General features: G+C 68.9%; 15 protein-coding genes and 1 tRNA gene. 11 read left to right on the top strand and 5 right to left on the bottom strand.

Translation table 11 applies throughout. The features are described 5' to 3' along the window. The first annotated feature begins 64 nt into the window (after window positions 1-64). The 6 genes from recJ (at window position 65) to ABMY26_RS17975 (ending at window position 8,919) form a co-directional block, all read left to right on the top strand. A complete protein-coding gene (gene recJ / locus ABMY26_RS17950; protein WP_372398552.1) occupies window positions 65-1,861 on the top strand; it encodes a single-stranded-DNA-specific exonuclease RecJ in 1,797 nt (598 codons plus the stop codon). A 120-nt stretch (window positions 1,862-1,981) separates the two neighbouring features. After that, a tRNA-Glu gene (locus ABMY26_RS17955) sits at window positions 1,982-2,057 on the top strand. A 102-nt stretch (window positions 2,058-2,159) separates the two neighbouring features. Then, window positions 2,160-3,167 carry a tRNA dihydrouridine(20/20a) synthase DusA gene (gene dusA, locus ABMY26_RS17960; RefSeq protein ID WP_372398553.1) on the top strand — a complete coding sequence of 336 codons (1,008 nt, stop codon included), beginning with the start codon at window positions 2,160-2,162 and terminating at the stop codon, window positions 3,165-3,167. A gap of 277 nt (window positions 3,168-3,444) precedes the next feature. Then, on the top strand, window positions 3,445-4,260 hold the full coding sequence (locus tag ABMY26_RS17965; RefSeq protein ID WP_372398554.1) for an outer membrane protein assembly factor BamD: 816 nt from the start codon (window positions 3,445-3,447) through the stop codon (window positions 4,258-4,260). An 8-nt stretch (window positions 4,261-4,268) separates the two neighbouring features. Beyond that, the gene (gene recN, locus ABMY26_RS17970) at window positions 4,269-5,957 is read left to right on the top strand and encodes a DNA repair protein RecN (protein WP_372399030.1); all 1,689 of its coding nucleotides are present in this window, start codon (window positions 4,269-4,271) and stop codon (window positions 5,955-5,957) included. Between the two features lie 412 nt (window positions 5,958-6,369). Then, the gene (locus ABMY26_RS17975; RefSeq protein ID WP_372398555.1) at window positions 6,370-8,919 is read left to right on the top strand and encodes an HWE histidine kinase domain-containing protein; all 2,550 of its coding nucleotides are present in this window, start codon (window positions 6,370-6,372) and stop codon (window positions 8,917-8,919) included. 15 nt (window positions 8,920-8,934) lie between these two features. On the opposite strand, the gene ABMY26_RS17980 is transcribed toward ABMY26_RS17975, so the two are convergent. The 3 genes from ABMY26_RS17980 to ABMY26_RS17990 are packed head-to-tail and all read right to left on the bottom strand — an operon-like array spanning window position 8,935 to window position 11,450. Beyond that, window positions 8,935-9,699, bottom strand: a complete 765-nt coding sequence (locus tag ABMY26_RS17980) for a TrmH family RNA methyltransferase (RefSeq protein ID WP_372398556.1) — start codon at window positions 9,697-9,699, stop codon at window positions 8,935-8,937. 35 nt (window positions 9,700-9,734) lie between these two features. Then, the gene (locus ABMY26_RS17985; RefSeq protein ID WP_372398557.1) at window positions 9,735-10,346 is read right to left on the bottom strand and encodes a GNAT family N-acetyltransferase; all 612 of its coding nucleotides are present in this window, start codon (window positions 10,344-10,346) and stop codon (window positions 9,735-9,737) included. Between the two features lie 12 nt (window positions 10,347-10,358). Further along, complete coding sequence (locus ABMY26_RS17990; RefSeq protein WP_372398558.1) at window positions 10,359-11,450, bottom strand: murein transglycosylase A; 1,092 nt, start codon at window positions 11,448-11,450, stop codon at window positions 10,359-10,361. Between the two features lie 430 nt (window positions 11,451-11,880). Between ABMY26_RS17990 and ABMY26_RS17995 the strand changes: the two genes are divergently transcribed. The 4 genes from ABMY26_RS17995 to ABMY26_RS18010 all read left to right on the top strand — a co-directional run bounded on the left by ABMY26_RS17995 (window position 11,881) and on the right by ABMY26_RS18010 (window position 16,773). After that, window positions 11,881-13,278 carry an RsmB/NOP family class I SAM-dependent RNA methyltransferase gene (locus ABMY26_RS17995; protein WP_372398559.1) on the top strand — a complete coding sequence of 466 codons (1,398 nt, stop codon included), beginning with the start codon at window positions 11,881-11,883 and terminating at the stop codon, window positions 13,276-13,278. A 146-nt stretch (window positions 13,279-13,424) separates the two neighbouring features. Beyond that, complete coding sequence (locus ABMY26_RS18000) at window positions 13,425-14,933, top strand: leucyl aminopeptidase (protein ID WP_372398560.1); 1,509 nt, start codon at window positions 13,425-13,427, stop codon at window positions 14,931-14,933. Window positions 14,934-15,017: 84 nt separating this feature from the next. Further along, the gene (locus ABMY26_RS18005) at window positions 15,018-15,467 is read left to right on the top strand and encodes a DNA polymerase III subunit chi (protein WP_372398561.1); all 450 of its coding nucleotides are present in this window, start codon (window positions 15,018-15,020) and stop codon (window positions 15,465-15,467) included. A gap of 88 nt (window positions 15,468-15,555) precedes the next feature. Beyond that, window positions 15,556-16,773 carry an ATP-binding protein gene (locus ABMY26_RS18010; protein WP_372398562.1) on the top strand — a complete coding sequence of 406 codons (1,218 nt, stop codon included), beginning with the start codon at window positions 15,556-15,558 and terminating at the stop codon, window positions 16,771-16,773. A 23-nt stretch (window positions 16,774-16,796) separates the two neighbouring features. Here ABMY26_RS18010 and ABMY26_RS18015 read toward each other — a convergent pair whose 3' ends face one another. Further along, window positions 16,797-17,564 carry a class II glutamine amidotransferase gene (locus tag ABMY26_RS18015; protein WP_372398563.1) on the bottom strand — a complete coding sequence of 256 codons (768 nt, stop codon included), beginning with the start codon at window positions 17,562-17,564 and terminating at the stop codon, window positions 16,797-16,799. Window positions 17,565-17,698: 134 nt separating this feature from the next. Beyond that, on the bottom strand, window positions 17,699-18,754 hold the full coding sequence (locus tag ABMY26_RS18020; protein WP_372398564.1) for a DUF2125 domain-containing protein: 1,056 nt from the start codon (window positions 18,752-18,754) through the stop codon (window positions 17,699-17,701). Window positions 18,755-18,806: 52 nt separating this feature from the next. Between ABMY26_RS18020 and ABMY26_RS18025 the strand changes: the two genes are divergently transcribed. Next, a complete protein-coding gene (locus ABMY26_RS18025; protein WP_372398565.1) occupies window positions 18,807-19,463 on the top strand; it encodes a gamma-glutamylcyclotransferase in 657 nt (218 codons plus the stop codon). The last annotated feature ends 11 nt before the right edge of the window (window positions 19,464-19,474 follow it).

The following is a 19,474-nucleotide window of genomic DNA, read 5'->3' on the forward strand; positions in this document are numbered from 1 at the left end:
CCGTGCAGGGCACGCCCATCTCTGCTATGGCTGTGCCCCGTCCCCGACACTGTGCAGCACCGCCATGACCGAGCCCGCCGCCTTCCTCAACGTCGCCAACTCCCTGTCCGGCAAGCGCTGGCAGGCGCGGCCCTGCGACGAGCGGCAGGCGCAGGCCCTCACCCAGGGGCGCGGACTGCCCGAGATCGTCGGCCGGGTGCTGGCCGCCCGCGGCGTCACCGAGGAGAGCTGCGAGACCTTCCTCAACCCGACGCTTAAGGCGCTGCTGCCCGACCCCTCGCGCTTCCGCGACATGGATCCTGCGGCCGAGCGCATCGCGCGGGCGATCCGCGACGGCGAGGCGGTCGCGGTGTTCGGTGACTACGACGTCGACGGCGCCACCTCCGCCGCACTGCTGCGCCGCTTCTTCCGCGCGCTCGGCGCCGACATCCGCGTCTATGTCCCCGACCGCATCAAGGAGGGCTACGGCCCGAATGCCGCGGCGCTGCTGCGGCTGAAGGGGGAGGGGGTGCGGCTGGTGGTGACGGTCGATTGCGGCGTCTCCGCCTTCGCGGCGCTGGAGGCGGCGGCCGATGCCGGGCTGGAGGTGGTGGTGCTCGACCACCATGCCGCCGAGCCGCGCCTGCCGCCGGCCGTGGCGCTGGTCAACCCCAACCGGCTGGACGAGGACGGCGCCTACCGCACGCTCTGCGCCGTCGGCGTCACCTTCCTCACCATCGTCGCCGTCAACCGCACCCTGCGCCGGTCCGGCTTCTACCGCGACCGGGCCGAGCCGAACCTGATGGAGTGGCTCGACCTCGTGGCGCTCGGCACGGTGTGCGATGTGGTGCCGCTGACCGGGCTGAACCGCGCGCTGGTGGCGCAGGGGCTGAAGGTGATGGCGCGCCGCGCCAACCCCGGCCTTGCCGCCCTGTCCGACGTGGCGGGGGTGAAGGAGAAGCCCGACGCCTACCATGCCGGCTATGTCCTCGGCCCGCGGGTGAATGCCGGCGGCCGGGTCGGGGCGTCCGACCTCGGCGCCCGCCTGCTGTCGACCGACGACCCGATCGAGGCGATGGAGCTTGCCCAGCGGCTGGAGGCCCACAATGCCGAGCGCCGCACCGTCGAGCAGGTGGTGCTGGACGAGGCGCTGGAGCGCGTCGCCGCCGACGCCGGGCGCGACACCGATCTGGTCTTCGTCGCCGGCGAGGGCTGGCATCCCGGCGTCATCGGCATCGTCGCCGCCCGCCTGAAGGAGCGCTACAGCCGCCCGGCCTGCGTGGTGGCGCTGGAGCAGGCGGCAGACGGCAGCGTCATCGGCAAGGCGTCGGGCCGGTCGGTGCGCGGCGTCGATCTCGGCGCCGCGGTGATCGCCGCCCGGCAGGAGGGGCTGCTGCTGGCCGGCGGCGGCCACCGCATGGCGGCCGGCTTCACCGTGGCCGGGGACAAGCTCGACGCGCTGCGCGACTTCCTGCACGGCCGCATCTCCGAACAGGTCGCCGCCGTGCCGCTGGTGCCGACGCTGGAACTGGACGGCGCGCTGTCGGTCGGCGGCGCCAGCGTCGGGCTGGTGACGATGCTGGACAAGCTCGGCCCCTACGGCACCGGCAATTCCGAACCGCGCTTCGCCATCGCCGACGCCCGGGTGGTGCGGGCCGACGTGGTGGGCGCCAACCATGTGCGCTGCATCCTCCAGGGCAACGACGGCGCCCGGCTGAAGGCCATCGCCTTCCGCGCGCTGGACAACGACATGGGCCAGGCCCTGCTGAACGGCCGCGGCGCTCCCTTCCACCTGGCCGGCGTGCTGCGCATCGACCGCTGGAACGGCGCGGAGGGCGTGCAGTTGCTGATCGACGATGCCGCCCCGGCGCGGTCCGTCTAGGGTTTTTTCCGAGGACTCCCAAGGGCTTGGGCTGGACGCCGGCGAAAAATATCGGGGCATGCAAAAAAGCGCTTGCGCTCCCCGGCTCCGATCTTTAGAAAGCGCGTCACCGCGAACGACGTCCCCGTCGTCTAGAGGCCTAGGACACCGCCCTTTCACGGCGGCGACACGGGTTCGACTCCCGTCGGGGACGCCACCTTCTCCAAGGTGCGCGACAAGCTTAGAGGCCCGGCTGCAAAGCCGGGCCTTTTGCATTTCGACCAGTTTGCTCTCTCCGGCCGCAGCGGAGCTGACCGCCATGACCGCCTCCGATCCCGCCATCCCGCTCAGCGTCGCCCCGATGATGGACTGGACCGACCGGCATTGCCGGTACTTCCACCGTCTGCTGTCGCGCTCGACCCTGCTCTACACCGAGATGGTGACCACCGGCGCCGTGCTGCATGGCGACCGCGAGCGGCTGCTGGGATTCGATGCGGCGGAACATCCGGTGGCGCTCCAGCTCGGCGGCTCCGACCCGGCCGACCTCGCCGCCTGCGCCCGCATCGCCGAGGAGTGGGGGTACGGCGAGGTGAACCTCAATGTCGGCTGCCCCAGCGACCGGGTGCAGTCCGGCCGGTTCGGCGCCTGCCTGATGGCGGAGCCCGATCTGGTGGCGCGGCTGGTCGGCGCGATGCGGGAGGCGGTGTCGATCCCCGTCACCGTCAAGTCGCGCATCGCCATCGACGAGATGGAGGAGTGGCCGACGCTCGACCGTTTCATCCGCACCGTCTCGGCCGCCGGCTGCACCCATTTCATCGTGCATGCGCGCAAGGCGTGGCTGAAGGGGCTCAGCCCCAAGGAGAACCGCGACATTCCGCCGCTGCGCTACGATCTCGTCCACCGGCTGAAGGCCGAGCACCCGCACCTGAGCATCGCCATCAATGGCGGCATCCGGACGCTTGACGAGGCGGCGGAGCATCTGGCCACGCTCGACAGCGTGATGATCGGCCGCGCCGCCTACGAGACGCCCTATATCCTGGCCGATGCCGACCGCCGCCTGATGGGCGGGGAGGCCGGTCCCGACCGCCATGCGGTGATCGGCGCCATGCTGCCCTACATCGAGGCGCGCAGGACGCTGGGCACGCCGCTGTCGTCCATCACCCGACACATGCTGGGCCTGTTCCAGGGATTGCCCGGCGCCCGTGCCTACCGCCGCCACATCGCCGAGAACGCCCATCGGCCGGGTGCCGGCCCGGAGGTGCTGGAACATGCCGCGTCCCTGGTGCGGCGGCGCGGGGCCGGCGAGGCGGTGGAGGAGGCCGCCTGACGCTGCCCGACGCGGGCTTGCACCCGGATGGAACAGTGAACAGGGGTCGGAAAACCGTTTCACGGCGTTCCAAACGTTCCATCCCTGTCCCTATCGGCCGCCGCCATTCCCTGGCCGTCCGACGGGGAGGGGCGGCCAGGGAGGGCGTGCGCGATGTGGCGGGTCGGGTCGTCGCGGGTCGTCCCGGAGGCTTCTTGCCCACCCCCGCGTTACCGCTTGCGGCGCCCTCACCCCGGCGTGCTATACAGGGGCAACTTCGAAAGCGCCCAAGACGACGATGCTTCCTCGCCCGTACCGCCTGCCGCTGACGGCCATCCTCCTGTCCGCCGCCCTGTCCGCCTGCTCCTCCACCAAGGAGGACGCATATGTCGAACGCCCGGCCGACCAGCTTCTGTCGGAAGCCGACGCGGCGATGCGCGAGGAGGCCTTCAAGAGGGCGGCCAAGCTCTACGACGAGGTGGAGCGCCAGCACCCCTATTCGGAGTCGGCCAGCAAGGCGCAGCTGCTCGCCGCCTATGCCCATTATCAGGATTTGAAGTACGACGACGCCATCCTGGCGCTCGACCGCTTCATCCAGCTTCATCCGGGCAGCCCGGATGTCGACTACGCCTACTACATGCGGGCGCTGTGCTATTACGAGCAGATCACCGACGTGCGCCGCGACCAGCGGATGACCCGGCTATCGCTCGACGCGCTGTCGGAGGTGGTCCGCCGCTTCCCCGAAAGCCAGTATGCCCGCGACGCGAAGCTGAAGATCGACCTGACCAACGATCACCTTGCCGGCAAGGAGATGGAGGTCGGGCGCTTCTACCTGCGTCAGAAACAATATACCGCCGCGATCAACCGCTTCCGCGTCGTCGTTGAAAATTACCAGACCACGTCCCATGTGGCGGAGGCGCTTCACCGCCTGGTGGAGTGCTATCTGGCGCTGGGCGTGGCCGACGAGGCGAAGGCCGCCGCGGCAGTGCTCGGCCACAACTTCCCCGGCAGCGAATGGTACACGGACAGCTACGCACTGCTGGTGGACGCCAACCTGCGTCCCGAGCGAAACGAGAAGTCGTGGATCAGCAAAGCCTGGAACTCCCTGTTCTAGGCCGTTCCATGCTGGTGTCGCTGACGATCCGGGACGTCGTCCTGATCGAGCGGCTCAGCCTGTCCTTCCGCAAGGGCCTGTGCGCCCTGACCGGCGAGACCGGTGCCGGCAAGTCGATCCTGCTCGACGCGCTCGGGCTGGCGCTCGGCGCCCGCGCCGATTCCGGACTGGTGCGCCACGGCGCCGATCAGGCGTCCGTCACCGCGGAATTCGAGCTGTCCGGCGACCATCCGGCCTTTGCCATCCTGAAGGAACAGGGGCTGGCCTCCGACAGCGGGGGCGGCTCGGGTGACGGGACGCTGGTGATCCGCCGCACCGTCAACACCGATGGCCGCAGCCGCGCCTGGGTCAACGACCAGCCGGTCGGCGTCGGCCTGCTGAAGACGCTGGGCGCCGAACTGGTCGAGGTGCATGGCCAGTTCGACACCCATGGCCTGCTGAACCCGCAGACCCACCGCGGCGTGCTCGATGCCTATGCCGGGCTGTCGGCCCGGGCGGCGCAGGTCGCCGCCGCCCACCGGGCCTGGCGGCAGGTCGAGGATGCGCGCCACTCCGCCGCCGCCGACATCGCCCGCGCCCGCTCGGAGGAGGAATATCTCCGCCATGCGGTGGCCGAGTTGGATGCGCTCGCCCCCAAGGCCGGCGAGGAGGAGGAGCTGTCGGAAACCCGCGCGGTGCTGATGCACCGGGAAAAGCTGGTCGACGGCATGAACGCCGCCTATGCCGAGCTGTCGGGCGACCGTGGCGTCGAACGCGCGCTGTCGTCGGCCATCCGCACGCTGAGCCGCATCGCCGACAAGGCCGGCGGCACGCTGGATCCGGTGATCGCCGCGCTCGACCGTGCCGCGACCGAGGCGGCGGAGGCAATCGCCGCCCTGCAATCGGCATCCAGCGGCGTGGACATGGACCCGCGCGCCCTGGAAAAGCTGGAAGAGCGCCTGTTCGCCCTGCGTGCCGCCGCCCGCAAGCATGGCGTGGCCGTCGATGCGCTGGCGCGTCTGCGCGACGAGATGGCCGGTCGCCTGCTGCTGATCGAGGATCAGGGCGACCTGCTGGCAAAGCTGGCGAAGGAGGCCGAACTGGCCCGCGCCGCCTTCCACAAGGCCGCCGAGGCGCTGGGGGCATCCCGCCGCGAGGCCGCCGGCCGGCTCGACATCTCGGTGGCGGCCGAGCTGGCGCCGCTGAAGATGGAAAAGGCCAAGTTCCGCACCCTGGTCGAACCGCTCGACGAATCGGAGTGGAGCGCGGCTGGCATCGACCGCGTCGCCTTCCAGGTGGCGACCAATCCCGGTTCGCCGGCCGGCGCCTTGAACAAGATCGCATCCGGCGGCGAGCTGGCCCGATTCATGCTGGCCCTGAAGGTGGTGCTGGCCCAGACCTCCACCGTCGGCACGCTGGTGTTCGACGAGGTCGATACCGGCATCGGCGGCGCCGTCGCCGCTGCGGTGGGCGAGCGTCTGGAGACGCTCGGCCACGGCCTGCAGGTGCTGGTCGTCACCCACAGCCCGCAGGTCGCGGCGCGCGGTGCCGTGCATCTGAAGGTGCAGAAGTCGCAGACGGGTGAGCAGGTCACAACCGGCGTCACCGAGCTGGACGGCGACGAGCGGCGCGAGGAGATCGCCCGCATGCTTTCCGGCGCCACCGTCACGGCGGAAGCCCGCGCCGCTGCCGACAGCCTGATCGCCGGCCGCGGCTGACCGTCAACCTGCGTGCCGGCCTGCGTGCCGGCGTCCCGCTTCGCGTGCAGGGCAGGGGCAATGCCTCGCGAAAACTCGGTTTCCGAGCCGGTCCGCCAACCGGAATGCGCCATCACGCCTCCGTGGGACGATCCCATCGGCACCGCTTGCCGGTTGTGGCAAGCCTGCCGAAATTCCACGCGCATACTGTTCGGATCCGGCCCGATCGGTCCAAATGATCGGACAAAAAGGCAGAAATCTTATCCTATGTTAAGTTAACGGGCCTTTATTGGATCATAGGAATAGTCTGTTTGGCAATGTTGCGGTGCTGCATTGCCTTGCCTAGATTGTCATGGGTTCCCTTTGGCAGGTCCTGGCAAGGGATACGGTCCAGCTTCCGCTTGAGGTCGCGTTTGTCCGAAGTCTTCGTTCGATGAGCGGTTCGGTACCCAAGGGGTCCGTCGACCTCACCGATTGCGACCGCGAGCCCATCCATCAGCTGGGCCTGATCCAGCCGACGGGCTTCCTGATCGCCGTTTCGGCCGATTGGATCGTCCTGCATGTCTCCGCCAACATCGGCAGCTGGCTGGGAGTGGAGCCCGAGGATCTGCTCGGCACGCCCTTGGCCAGCGTGATCGGTGGGGAGGCGCTGCATACCATCCGGGGCCGGCTCCAGGTCGCCCATATCAACGGCAGCGTCGAGCGGGCCTTTGGCGTCCGGCTGACGGATACGGTCCCGGTCTGCGACGTCGCCGTCCATCTGTCCGGTTCTGCCATCGTGATCGAGGCGGAACCGAGCGAGGGCGAGGGGCCGCAGGATTCCGGGTCGCTGCTGCGCTCGATGATCGCGCGGGTCCAGAACACCCGTGGTTTCGAGGCTTTCTGCCGCGAGACCGCCCGGCAGATGCGGGCGCTGACCGGCTTCGACCGGGTGATGGTCTACCGTTTCGCCGAAGACGGGTCGGGCGAGGTGATCGCGGAATCGGCGGTGCATGGCATCGGCAGCTTCCTCGGCCAGCGCTACCCCGCCTCCGACATTCCGCAGCAGGCCCGGCGCCTGTACGAGCGCAACTGGCTGCGCTGCATCGCCGACGTCAATGCCCAGCCGGTGCCGGTGGTGCCGGCCTTCGACCCGACCGGCCAGCCGCTCGACCTGACGCTCAGCCTGCTGCGCAGCGTGTCGCTGGTCCATGTCGAATATCTCCGCAACATGGGCGTCGGCGCCTCCCTGTCGGTCTCGATCCTGCGCCATGGCAAGCTGTGGGGCCTGTTCGCCTGCCACCATCGCCGCGCCCGTTCGCTGTCCTTCGAACGGCGCACGACGGCCGAACTGTTCGGCCAGATGGTTTCGCTGCTGCTGGAAGGGCGGGAGCGCGAGCAGGAGAGCCAGCACGAGGCCCAGGCCCGCCGCGCCCATGTCCGCATCATGTCGATGCTCGCCGACAGCGAATCGCCGCTGGAAAGCCTGATCACCTTTGCCGGGGAGTTGAGGGGGCTGATCCAGTGCGACGGCTTCGCCTGTTGCATCGACGGCGAACTGCATCTGGAGGGCGAGACCCCGACGCGTGAGGAGACGCTTGGCGTCATGCGTTTCCTGCACCGGGCGCCGCCCAGCATGGTCTATGTCAGCGACCATCTGGGAGCGGTCCATCCGCCGGCACGCGATTTCACCGAACGCGCCTGCGGTCTGCTGGCGATCCCGGTGTCGCGCACGCCGCGCGATTATCTGGTCTTCTTCCGCAGGGAACTGGTGCGCACCGTCACCTGGGGCGGCGACCCGTCGAAGCCGGCGCAGTACGGACCCAACGGCCCGCGCCTGACCCCGCGCAAGAGCTTCGAGGCATGGAAGGAGACGGTGATCGGCCGGTCCCGGCCGTGGAGCGACGTCGACCTGCGCACAGCCGAATCGCTGCGGGTGACCCTGCTGGAGGTGGTGCTGCGGCTGGCCGACGTCGCCGGCCGCGCCCGCCGTCAGGCCAGCGAGCGGCAGGAACTGCTGATCGCCGAACTGAACCACCGGGTCCGCAACATCCTCAGCCTCGTCCGCGCGCTGGTGCGCCAGAGCGAAAGCGGGGCCGAGACGGTGCAGCAGTTCGCCGCCATCGTCGCCGGTCGGATCGAGGCGCTGGCCCGTGCCCACGACCAGATCACCGCCGACAATTGGGGGCCGGCCTCGCTGCGTGCCCTGATCGTGGCGGAGACCGGCGCCTATCTGTCCGCGAAGGCCGAGCGGGTCCGGTTGTCCGGGCCGGAGGTGCTTCTTGCACCGCAGGCTTTCTCGGTCTTCGCGCTGGTGGTGCATGAACTGACGACAAACTCGGCAAAATACGGCGCGCTCAGCGACAGCGGCGGCTGGGTCGAAGCGTGCTGGTCGATCGACGGGGGCGGATGCCTCCATATCGACTGGCAGGAAAATGGCGGCCCGCCGGTTCGGGCGCCGTCGCGCACCGGCTTCGGCACGACGGTGATCGAACGCTCCGTCCCACACGACATCGGGGGACAGGCGGAGGTCACCTATGTACTGTCGGGTCTGCGGGCGCGTTTCATGATCCCGGCGGTCTACGTCACGGTTGCCTCGGCCGTGCCATCGGCCGGACGGGCTGGCCAGCCCGTTCCGTCGGTGGATTTTTCCATCGGCGGTCCGGTGCTGCTGCTGGAAGACAACATGATCATCGCCATGGCGACGGAAGACGTGCTGATGAGCTTCGGTGCCAGCCGCGTCAACACCGCCGCCGGCGTCCGCCATGCCCTGTCGCTGATCGACGACGATCCGCCGGTGGTCGGCGTGCTTGATGTGAATTTGGGCAGTGAAACGTCCGTCGCCGTCGCCGACCGGCTGCGGGAACTCGGCATCCCGTTCATCTTCGCCACCGGCTACGGCGAGTCCGCCACCATGCCGGAACGCTTTGCCGCGGTGCCGGTGCTGAAGAAGCCCTATGGATCCGAACAGGTCGTGCAGGTTCTGGCGTCGGTGATGGGGTAGGAATCGCCGATCGAGCTATTCCTTCGTCGCCGCAAACCGTGCGAACAGGGCCACGCTGACCGCCACCGTGGCGTTCAGCGATTCCACCGCCCCGGTCGTCGGCACCGACAGCCGTCCCGCCGGGCAGTCGGCAGGCACGCCCTGGCCTTCCTCGCCCAGGATCAGCCTCATGTCGGCCGGCCAGTCGAACCGTGTCAGATCCTCGCCGCCGCCGTCGAGGGCATAGAGCGGCCCGGCCGCATCGTTCACCGCAGCCCAGCGCGGACCGCGCAGCAAGGTCAGCGTGAATTGCGCGTTGGACGCCGCGCGCAGGCATTTTGGATGGAAGGGATGGGCCGCCCCCTCCAGCAGAACGATCCGCGACACGCCGAAGGCAGCGGCGCTGCGCAGCAGGGCGCCGAGGTTGCTGGGATCGCCCAACGCGCACAGCAACTCAAGGCCTTGCGGCGGTGCGCTCAGGTCGATGGCCGGCATCTTCGGCACGCTGCCGACCAGCAGTGGAAAACCGGTGCCCGATATATCGAGCGCCCGGAACAGGGCGGGGGCGAGCTGCACCGGCTCCACCCCTGGCGGCAGGCGCCAGCCGGCGACCGGGGCGGGGTCGGCGAACAGCAGCCGTTCGAACCGCTCCGGATGATGACGCAAAGCCTCTGGCACGGTCTTCAGCCCGGCGAGCAGGAACTTGCCGTTCTTCTTCAGCCCGCGGCTTTCCAGCGCCGATTCCCACAGCTTGAACTGCGGGTTCTGCGGGCTTTCGATCAACAGGGGCGGGCGGGTCATGACGTAACGCTTTCCAGCAGGGGGATGCCCCCTGCCTAGCACAGCAGCGCGGTCGAAGTCAGTGCCTCAAGGCCAAGTCCCAGGCGGCGTCCCAGGAACAGCAGCGGACCGCGCTGACAGGCGTCGGTGAAGCCCGCGCGTTGGTAGAACCCGACATTGCGGGCGAAGACGGCGGTGACCAGATGCACGCCCGGCAGGCCGTCGGCGGCGCAGTCCTCGGCGAAGCGGTCGACCAGCAGGCGCCCCAGCCCGTGGTCCCGCCAGCCAGGCCGGACATTGATATGGAAATGGGCCGGGTAGGCGGCGAAATGGTCGGCGAAGACCTCGTATTTCGGGATGCGGCGGGCCAGTACGGTCGAACCGGCGCTGTCCTTGCAACCGGTGAGATAGCCGAGGATCAGACCGTTTCCGGACACCGCCAGCCAGACGTCCCGCGGTGCCTCCGTCACGAACCAGCCGGTCCAGACATCGAGGAAGGCCGCCCGCTCGGCCTCCGACCCGAACTCGGTCCGGGTGGTGGAGGCGAAGAAGATCTCCTCGAACTCCTTGAGCGCCGCCCCACGGTCGGGCAGTGCGGTCAGCCGTTCCAGCCTTATGCCGCCGTTCCCCGATCCCTCCGGCGTTTGTTCCGGTATCCCCCGTGACATGTGTGCTGGGCTTTACTTTCGCTGGGCGGTCTCGACCGACAGGTTGCGCGGGGCGAGCATGGTGTAATGGCCGCGCGCCTTCATGACCCCGGCCCCTTCCTCCGCCTGGAGGCCATGGCCCCAGAACAGGTCGCCACGCACCGGACCCTTGATGGCGCCGCCGGTATCCTGGGCCACCACCAGCCGGTTGATGGCACCGCCCGGCACCGGAGCATCGCGCACCTCCAGCCACAGCGGCACGCCCAGCGGGATATGTTCGGCATCGACGGCAAGGCTGCGGCCGGGCGTCAGCTCCATGTTGCGGGCACCGCGGGCGCCGACCTCGGGCTTGACCTTGAAGAAGACGTAGGAAGGGTTGAGGTTCATCACCCGTTGAGCCTCGGCCGGACGGTCCTTCAGCCAGCGGCGGATCAGCTGCAGCGACATCTGCTCCGGCGTGGCGTCGCCGCGGTCGATGATATGGCGGCCGATCGGATAATAGCTGTGACCGTTCTGGCCGGAGTAATGGATGCCGACCACCGATCCGTCGGCCATCACGGCCCGGCCGGAGCCCTGGATTTCCAGGAAGAAGGCGTCGACCGGGTCGTCCACCCACATCAGCTCCAGTCCCTTGCCCTTCAAGGCGCCGGCCTCGATCCGGGCACGGCTGGGAAGGCCGTGCTTGCCGCGCGGCGGCATGCGGTAGATCGGCACGTTGTAGCGCTCCGTCCGCGTCCAGCTTCCGCGCAGTTCGATCTCGTAATAGCCGGTGAACAGGCCCTTCTCGCCGTTGCTGACGTCGCGCGGGGTGAAGAAGGTCTCGAAGAAGAGCCGCGCGGCCTCGCTGTCGCCCGGGGGCAGGTCGCGGGCGGCGGCGCAGATGGCGCGCCAGTCGTCGGTGGTGCCCGCGATGCGCAACGACCCCAGCGCCTTGCCCGGCGGCTGGTTCCTTACCCAGCCGCAGGTGCGCTGCACGGCCGGCACCGCCTGGGCATGATCGTCGTCGATCCAGCCTGCAAGGTGGCGGAAGTCGGGGGCGACCTGATCCAGTGTCGGCCGTTGCGCCGTCGGGCGCTGGCCGTCCACCATGGGGGCGGTGCCGGCGCAGGCCGACAGCGTTGCCACAATCCCGCCTGCCAGGGTGAGTCGGATGGCCCGCATCAAGCCAACACGCGCACACGCCACTCCAGCCGCAGCCGCCATTGCGCACCCCGTTCCATGCATCCGATTTCCGCCGAAGACCCTCTCGTCCATCCGGCGGTCACCACGCCGTTCCGGTCACGATAAGGTCACATCACCCGTCCGTTTGTGCCGGGGGTTACCCCGAGTCGTCAATCCCCTACCTGAACTTTCGGACAGGTCGCGGCCGCTTGTCACGGGGGCGCGATATGCTGGCGACCTGCGCCGTCTTCACCCGAGTCGGCGGCCGGAGCGTGACAGCGCGCGGCAAACGCTGTATCGACAGGCCATAGGCAAGGGATCGGCCGGAGACCGGAACGCGCCGGCTCCCGATCCTGTTCGCCGCCTTGAGAGATTCCCAAAGGGACCAGACGCCATGACACCCGCCGCCCGCCTCCAGGCGGTCATCGATCTGCTGACCGAGATCGACGAGACCCCTCGCCCCGCCGACGCGGTGATGAGCGCCTATTTCCGCAACCGCCGCTACATCGGGTCGAAGGACCGCACCGCGGTCGCCCAGATGGCCTACGCGATCCTGCGCCGCCACGCGCGGCTCGGCTGGTGGATCGAGCGCGGCGGCTACGAGCGCGCCACCCCGCGTGCCCGCGTGCTGGCCTACATGCTGCTGGAAGAGAGCCGCAACGCCGGCGTGGTGCTGGAGATGTTCAGCGGCGGCAAGTTCGCCCCCGCCCGCCTGACCGACGACGAGTTGGCGATGGTCCGTGAGCTGGAAAGCCACACCATGGACCACCCCGACATGCCGGAGACGGTGCGTGTCGAATGCCCCGACTGGGCGGAAGCGCCGATGCGCGCCTCGTTGGGCGACCGCTTCGCGGTGGAGATGGAGAAGCTGCTTGAGGCCGCCCCGCTCGACCTGCGCATCAACCCGCTGAAGGCCAACCAGCAGAGCGCGATCAAGGCGCTGGCCAAGGCGCAGATCACCGCGGAAACCACGCGCTGGTCGCCGCTGGGTCTGCGGGTGAAGGGCCGGCCGCCATTGGGCAGCGTTGACGCCTTCAAGGACGGGCTGGTCGAGATCCAGGACGAGGGGTCGCAGCTGGTTGCGCTGGCGGTGGCGCCCAAGCCGGGCCATCAGGTGGTGGATTTCTGTGCCGGTGCCGGGGGCAAGACCCTGGCGGTCGCCGCGCTGATGAAGAACAAGGGCCGCGTGGTGGCCTGCGACGTGCTGGAAAAGCGCCTGAAGCGCGCCGCCGAGCGCTTCCGCCGCGCCGGTCTGCACAACATCGAAGCCCATCCGCTGACCAGCGAGCGCGACCCCTGGGTGAAGCGCCACAAGCGCAAGTTCGACCGCGTGCTGGTCGACGCCCCCTGTTCCGGCACCGGCACCTGGCGCCGCAACCCGGATGCCCGCTGGCGCCAGCTCGGCCCCGGCCTGGAACAATTGCTGCCGTTGCAGGCCAACATCCTGGACAGTGCCGCACGTCTGGTGAAGCCGGGCGGGCGTCTGGTCTACGCCACCTGCTCCATGCTGCATGACGAGAACGAGGCGCAGGTCGAAGCCTTCCTGCAGACCCACCACGATTTCGTCGTCAAGCCGGTCGCCGAGGTCTGGGCGGAGGAGGAGGCCGGCGCCCCGCCGACCGAGGGGCCGTACCTGCGCCTGACGCCCGCCCGCCACGACACCGACGGCTTCTTCGCCGCCGTGCTGGAGCGCCGCGTCGAAGAGAGCGTGTCCGAGGACAGCGTGCCTGAGGTTGGGCTGGAACAGGGCGAGGTCGATCCGGTCGAACTGGGCAAGGCCATCGACGCCTGATATGCGGGAGGCAGGGGCGTCGCCAGCCGGCGCTTCCGGCCTCGACAGGCGGGGTGGCGCGCTCCTTGCCGGTGGAGTAGGCTTCCCGCCGCTGAATTCGTCCGGGCGCATCCGCCCATTCCCAGTGGACTCCCCAAGAGGACCCGATGAAGTTCTCCTTCGCCAAGCCGTCCCTGCCCACGTCCGGCGTGCTCGCCGTGACCGTTGCCGCCGACCGCAGCCTCGGCCCGATCGGGCGCGGACTCGATGAGAAGACCGGCGGTGCGCTGGCCCGCGCCATGGCCGCCGCCCGTTTCAACGGCAAGAAGGACGAGACGCTGACGCTGCTCGCCCCGGCCGGGACCGAACTGGACCGCCTCCTGCTGGTCGGCATCGGCAAGGCGGAGGAACTGAGCGAGCTGATCCTCCAGGCGGCCGGCGGCGCCGTCGCCGTGGCGCTGGACAAGGCGACCGACGAGGCCGCGCTGCTGGTCGAACTGCCCGAGGGCGCCAAGCCGTCCGCCGCCGCCGCGGCTGCCGAGATCGCCTTCGGCGCGCAGCTGCGCGCATACAAGTTCGACAAGTACCGCACCAACGACAGGAAGTCCGACAAGAAGGAGCCCAAGCCGAGCCTGCGCAAGCTGACGCTCCTGGTCGAGGATGACGGCGCCGCCAAGTCGACCTTCAAGAAGCTCGACACATTGGCCGACGCCATCCGCTTCACCCGTGACCTGGTGTCTGAACCGGCCAACGTCATCTATCCGGAAAGCCTGGCCGACAAGACCAGGGAACTGGAGCAGTTCGGCGTCGAGGTCGAAATTCTCGACCAGAAGAAGCTGAAGAAGATCGGCATGGGCGCGCTGCTGGGCGTGGCGCAGGGCAGCGCCCATGAGGCGCGCGTCGTCGTCATGCGCTGGAACGGCAACCCGGACGCCGAAGACAAGCGCCCGGTCGCCTTCATCGGCAAGGGCGTGACCTTCGACACCGGCGGCATCTCGATCAAGGGTGCGGCCGGCATGGAGGACATGAAGTGGGACATGGGCGGCTCCGCCACCGTGATCGGCACCATGTACGCGCTGGCTGCCCGCAAGGCGAAGGTCAACGCCGTCGGCATCGTCGGTCTGGTGGAGAACATGCCGTCGGGCACCGCGCAGCGGCCGGGCGACATCGTCACCTCGCTGTCGGGCCAGACCATCGAGGTCATCAACACCGACGCCGAGGGGCGGCTGGTGCTGGCCGACTGCCTGTGGTACGCGCAGGACGTCTACAAGCCCAAGCTGATGATCGACCTCGCCACCCTGACCGGTGCCATCATCACCGCGCTGGGGCATGAGCATGCCGGCCTGTTCGCCAACGACGACGACCTCGCCATGAACCTGACGGCCGCCGGCCTGAAGGTGGGACAGCCGGTGTGGCGCCTGCCGCTCGGCGACGCCTACGACAAGGAGATCGAGACGCCGGCCGCCGACATGAAGAATGTCGGATCGGGCGGTGGCGCCGGCAGCATCGTCGGCGCTCAGTTCCTGAAGCGCTTCGTCAACGATCTGCCCTGGGCCCATATCGACATCGCCGGTGTCGCCTGGGCGAAGAAGGACAGCGCCACGGTTCCGAAGGGCGCCTCGGGATTCGGCGTGCGTCTTCTCGACCGCTTCGTGGCGGAATACCACGAGGGGTGAGGATAAGCCTTTTCCCGGGGCTCGCGGTGGATCGAGCATCCATTGTGGGCCTCGGGAAGGGGACCGTTTCCGTGATGTGAGCGCATGACCGAAGTCCGCTTCTACCACCTGCAACGGCGCACGATGGAACAGGCGCTGCCCAAGATCCTGGAGAAGGTTCTTGAGCGGGACTGGCGCGCCGTCGTGCTGGCCGGTTCGCCGGAGCGGGTGGACATGCTGAACCAGCATCTGTGGACCTACGACGCCGGCTCCTTCCTGCCGCATGGCGCCGCGCGCGACGGCTTCGCCGAACGGCAGCCGGTGTGGCTCACCGACACCGACGAGAACCCGAACGGCGCCACCGTTCTGGTGACGGTGGACGGCTGCGTCAGCGACAGGATGGAGAGTTTCGACCTCGTCTGCGACCTGTTCGACGGCAATGACGATGAGGCGGTGCTGGCAGCCCGCCAACGCTGGAAAGCCTGCAAGGCGGCCGGTCACGCGCTGACCTACTGGCAGCAGACCGACCGCGGCGGCTGGGAGAAGCGGGCCTGACCGGGAGGCGTGCATTTCTGTTGCATTCATACAGCCCTGCGGCAAAGCTGAATGCCCATGCGGACGGTTGGAAGGTGCACGCTCCCCGATGAACAGGAGCCAGATCGATCCGGCGCTCGCCCGGCAGGTCAAGGACGCCAGCATCCTGATCGTGGACGACAATCCGTCCAACGTCGATCTCCTGCGCGAAATCCTGGGCCATGACGGCTACACGCGCGTCCTCGGCGAAACCGACCCGCGCAAGGTGCCGGACCTTTGTGCGGCCGGATCATTCGACCTGCTGCTGATCGACATCCGCATGCCGCATATGAGCGGCTTCGAGCTGATGGAGCGGCTGAAGCCGATCTTCGGCGACGATTACGTGCCGATTCTGGTGCTGACCGCCCAGACCGACCAGGAGACGCGGCGGAAGTCGCTGGAATTCGGTGCCGACGATTTCCTCACCAAGCCCTTCATCGCCTGGGAACTGCTGCACCGTGTCCGCAACATGGTCGAGATCCGCAAGCTTTACCGCCGTGCCGCCGAGCAGAATCGCGAACTCGAGCATCGGGTGAGCGAGCGGACCGCCGAACTGTCGGACGCGCTGGAGGCGGTGCGCAAGGCCGACCGCGCCAAGCTGGATTTCCTGGCGGTGATGAGCCACGAACTGCGGACGCCGCTGAACTCCATCATCGGCTTCGCCGATGTGCTGGCGGGGGAGGGGATGGGCAAGCTTGGCCACCCCGACTATCTGGAATATGTGAAGCTGATCGAGGACAGCGGCCGTTCACTGCTGACCATGGTCAACAACATCCTGGACTATACCCGCGGCTCGACCGGAGCCATCGAGATCCAGGAAAGCGACGTCGATATTCCGCAACTGTTGGCTGGCTGCGCCGATCTGCTGGCGCCGAAGGCGGGGTTGAAGCGGCTGTCGGTGACGGTGCGGCCCTGCCCGCCCTTCCGCATGCGTCTGGACCGCCGCCGCCTGCGCGAGATGGTGCTCAATCTGCTGGACAATGCGGTGAAGTTCACCCAGCCCGACGGCCATGTCGCGCTGGCGGTGGAGGACCGCGACAACTTCGTCGGCCTGACCGTGCGCGACGATGGTCCCGGAATTCCAGCCGATCTGATCGGCCGCATCTTCAGCCCCTTCACCCAGGCCGAACGCTCGCTGGTCCGTCAGCATGAAGGCGTGGGGCTGGGGTTGCCCATCGTGCGGCGTTTCGCCGAACTGCATGGGGGCGGGGTGGAATTGGACAGCGTGCCCGGCAGGGGGACGGCGGTGACGATCCTGCTGCCGAAGGAGCGTTTGCTGGACGCCTGAGGGAAACGGCGTCGCCCCTCGCCTCAATGGAACGTGAACATTTCCGGCGCGGCGCCGATCCGGGCCACCAGCCCGCCGCCGGGCGGGACCGGGCGCCATTGGTCGCGTTGGGCGTCGACCGGTTCCGACACCACGATCAGGCCATTGTCGCCGCGCCGCCAATAGAGGCTGGGAGGCTTGCCGTCGGATGCCCAGCGGACCGCCCAGACATGGACGCCGTCGGTCCAGGTTGCGGTGAAGCGCAGCGGGGCGGTGATGTCCAGCGCCCGCATCTCGTCGTGGACGGCATGCAGCACGCGCCGGAAGGCGCCGATCGAATCCCGCTCCAACCCCTGGCCCAGGGCGGCCAGGAAGATCGCCTCGCTGTCGGTGGTGCCGGTGCGGGTGCCGTACAGCTCGTCCGGGATCATCGCCTCGACCTTGCGGCGCAGGCGGGGCCAGTCGCCGACCTGGCCGTTGTGCATGAACAGGAAGCGCCCGGCCTTGAAGGGGTGGCAGTTGGCCCGGCTGACCGCGGTGCCGGTGGCTGCCCGCACATGGGCGAAGAACAGGTGGGAGCGGATGTGGCTGCACAGCGATTGCAGGTTCTCGTCCGACCAAGCGGGGCGGATCTCGCAATAGCGGCCCGGCTCCGTCCGCTCGCTGTACCAGCCGACGCCGAATCCGTCGCCGTTGGTTTCGGTCTTCGCCTCTGCGGCGTGCATCGACTGTTCGATCAGGGAATGGCAGGGCGTGCAGACCAGCGTTTCAAGGAACACCGGCTCGCCGCAATAGGCAAGGAACCGACACATCGACCGACGCACCATGGCAGCCGCGACAAGGACTGCGTCAATTTGACCGGATGCGCGATGTGAAACAAGGGGGCGAAGTCACGGAACCGTCATGCCGCCGGGCCGGTGTTGCATTTCCGCCCCCCTGAGTCCGGTCACCAGACGATTTTGGGCAGGGCGGCGACGCGAAGCGGGCCGACGAACAGGGCACGATCCTGCACGGTGACCGGGGCCGTGACCACCGGTTCGCCGTTGGGGCCGGTCGGGCGGGCCAGCATTGCCAGGATCGTTCGGGCAATGGCGGCCTCGTTCGGGCGCATCAGCGGCTTGAACGCGTCCAGGACGGCCGGCGCTCCGCGAATCTCCGCGGTCAGAGCCGCCTGCGGCTGCAATTGCGCGTCGAGCGCCAGCGTGCCGGACAGCACCGCGCCCAGCGGCCCCCAGTCCAACGCCAGCCGGTCGACCTCCACCGTGCCGCCGTCGCGGCTCCAGGCCGACAGGCTGGCCGGCTCCGGTCTCGGCGGCGTTCCCATCACGCGCAGGGTCAGTTCCGTCCGCCGCACCTCGCGGCCCAGATTCGGCAGGACGCCATCGGGCAGGGTCAGGCCGTCCGCGGTCAGTGTCAGGGTCAGTCCGGCGACGCCGCGCTCGGCCGGCGGGCTGTCGGGTTGGGCGGCACCGACATCCAGGGACGCGACCGGCACCCGCTGCCCTGCGATTTGGGCGGTCAGGTCGGTGAAGCGCAGGGCGAGCCGTTCCAGCGTGCCCGACATCCGCATCGTCACCTCGCCGTTTCCGCCGCGCGGGGCCAGCAGGTCGAGTGGCGGCTGTCCGGCCTGGACGACCGTCAGCCTGTGTTCGCCGGGGAAGGTCAGGGCGATGCGGGTTGGGTTCCAGGGCGGCGCCTCCGCCGTCAGCCGAGCGCCCTGCCAGTCGGCGCCGCGGGTCGCCAGATGCGGCCGCTCCAACTCTGCCCGCAGGGTGAAGGGGAAGCCGCCGACCGTCAGCCCGCCATGCTCCACCACAGCGCCATTGGCGCGCTGCTCCGCGACCCAGGTTTCCAGCCCGCCGCGCACCGTGCGGGCGGCCTGCCACCACCACAGCGAATAGGCCGCGGCCGGCAGCAGCAGGACCATCAGCCCCAGGAGGGTGGCGATCCGCCGGCCGGTCAGAAGGCGGCGGGGGGCGGAAGAATTGAGGGGGGATGGCATCAGCGGCATGTCCGTTCCATGTCCGTACCGTTATAGCGACGCCGGAAGCCCCATGCTAGGCTTGGGCATCGCCGATTCGCTTCCGGTCGTCATGGCTCCCGATTCGCACCTGCCGCTTCCCGCCTGGTCCACGGACATCCGCGTCGATCCCGATGCCGACCTGTGGGTCTTCGGTTACGGCTCGCTGATGTGGAACCCCGGTTTTTCCTTTGCCGAGCGTCATGCCGCGACGCTGCCGGGATATCACCGCGCCTTCTGCGTCGCCTCCCACCGTTACCGCGGCACGCCGGAACGGCCGGGTCTGGTGCTGGGCCTGGATCGCGGCGGGTCGTGCCGCGGCATCGCCTTCCGGGTCGCCGTTCCCGACGTGCCGTCCACGCTCGACTATCTGTGGGAGCGCGAGATGGACAACCGTGTCTATCTGCCGAGGATGCTGCGGGTGCGCCTGCGCGACGGCCGTTCGGCGGAGGGGCTGGAGGCGGTGACGGCCTGCTGCTTCGTCGTCGACCGCGATCACCCGCAATATTGCCGCGGCATGGACGATGCGGCGGTGGTCTGCCGGATCGCCGATTGTTGCGGCCAGCGCGGTCCGAACATCGACTATCTGGCGAACACGGTTTCACATCTCGAGGACCTCGGCATCCGCGACGAGCGGCTGTCGAAACTGTATGACCGGGTGCGCCGACATCCGGGCCGCGATCCGGACTGACCGAGCCACGC

The organism is Azospirillum sp. HJ39, assembly GCF_041507355.1.
GTDB lineage: Bacteria > Pseudomonadota > Alphaproteobacteria > Azospirillales > Azospirillaceae > Azospirillum > Azospirillum thiophilum.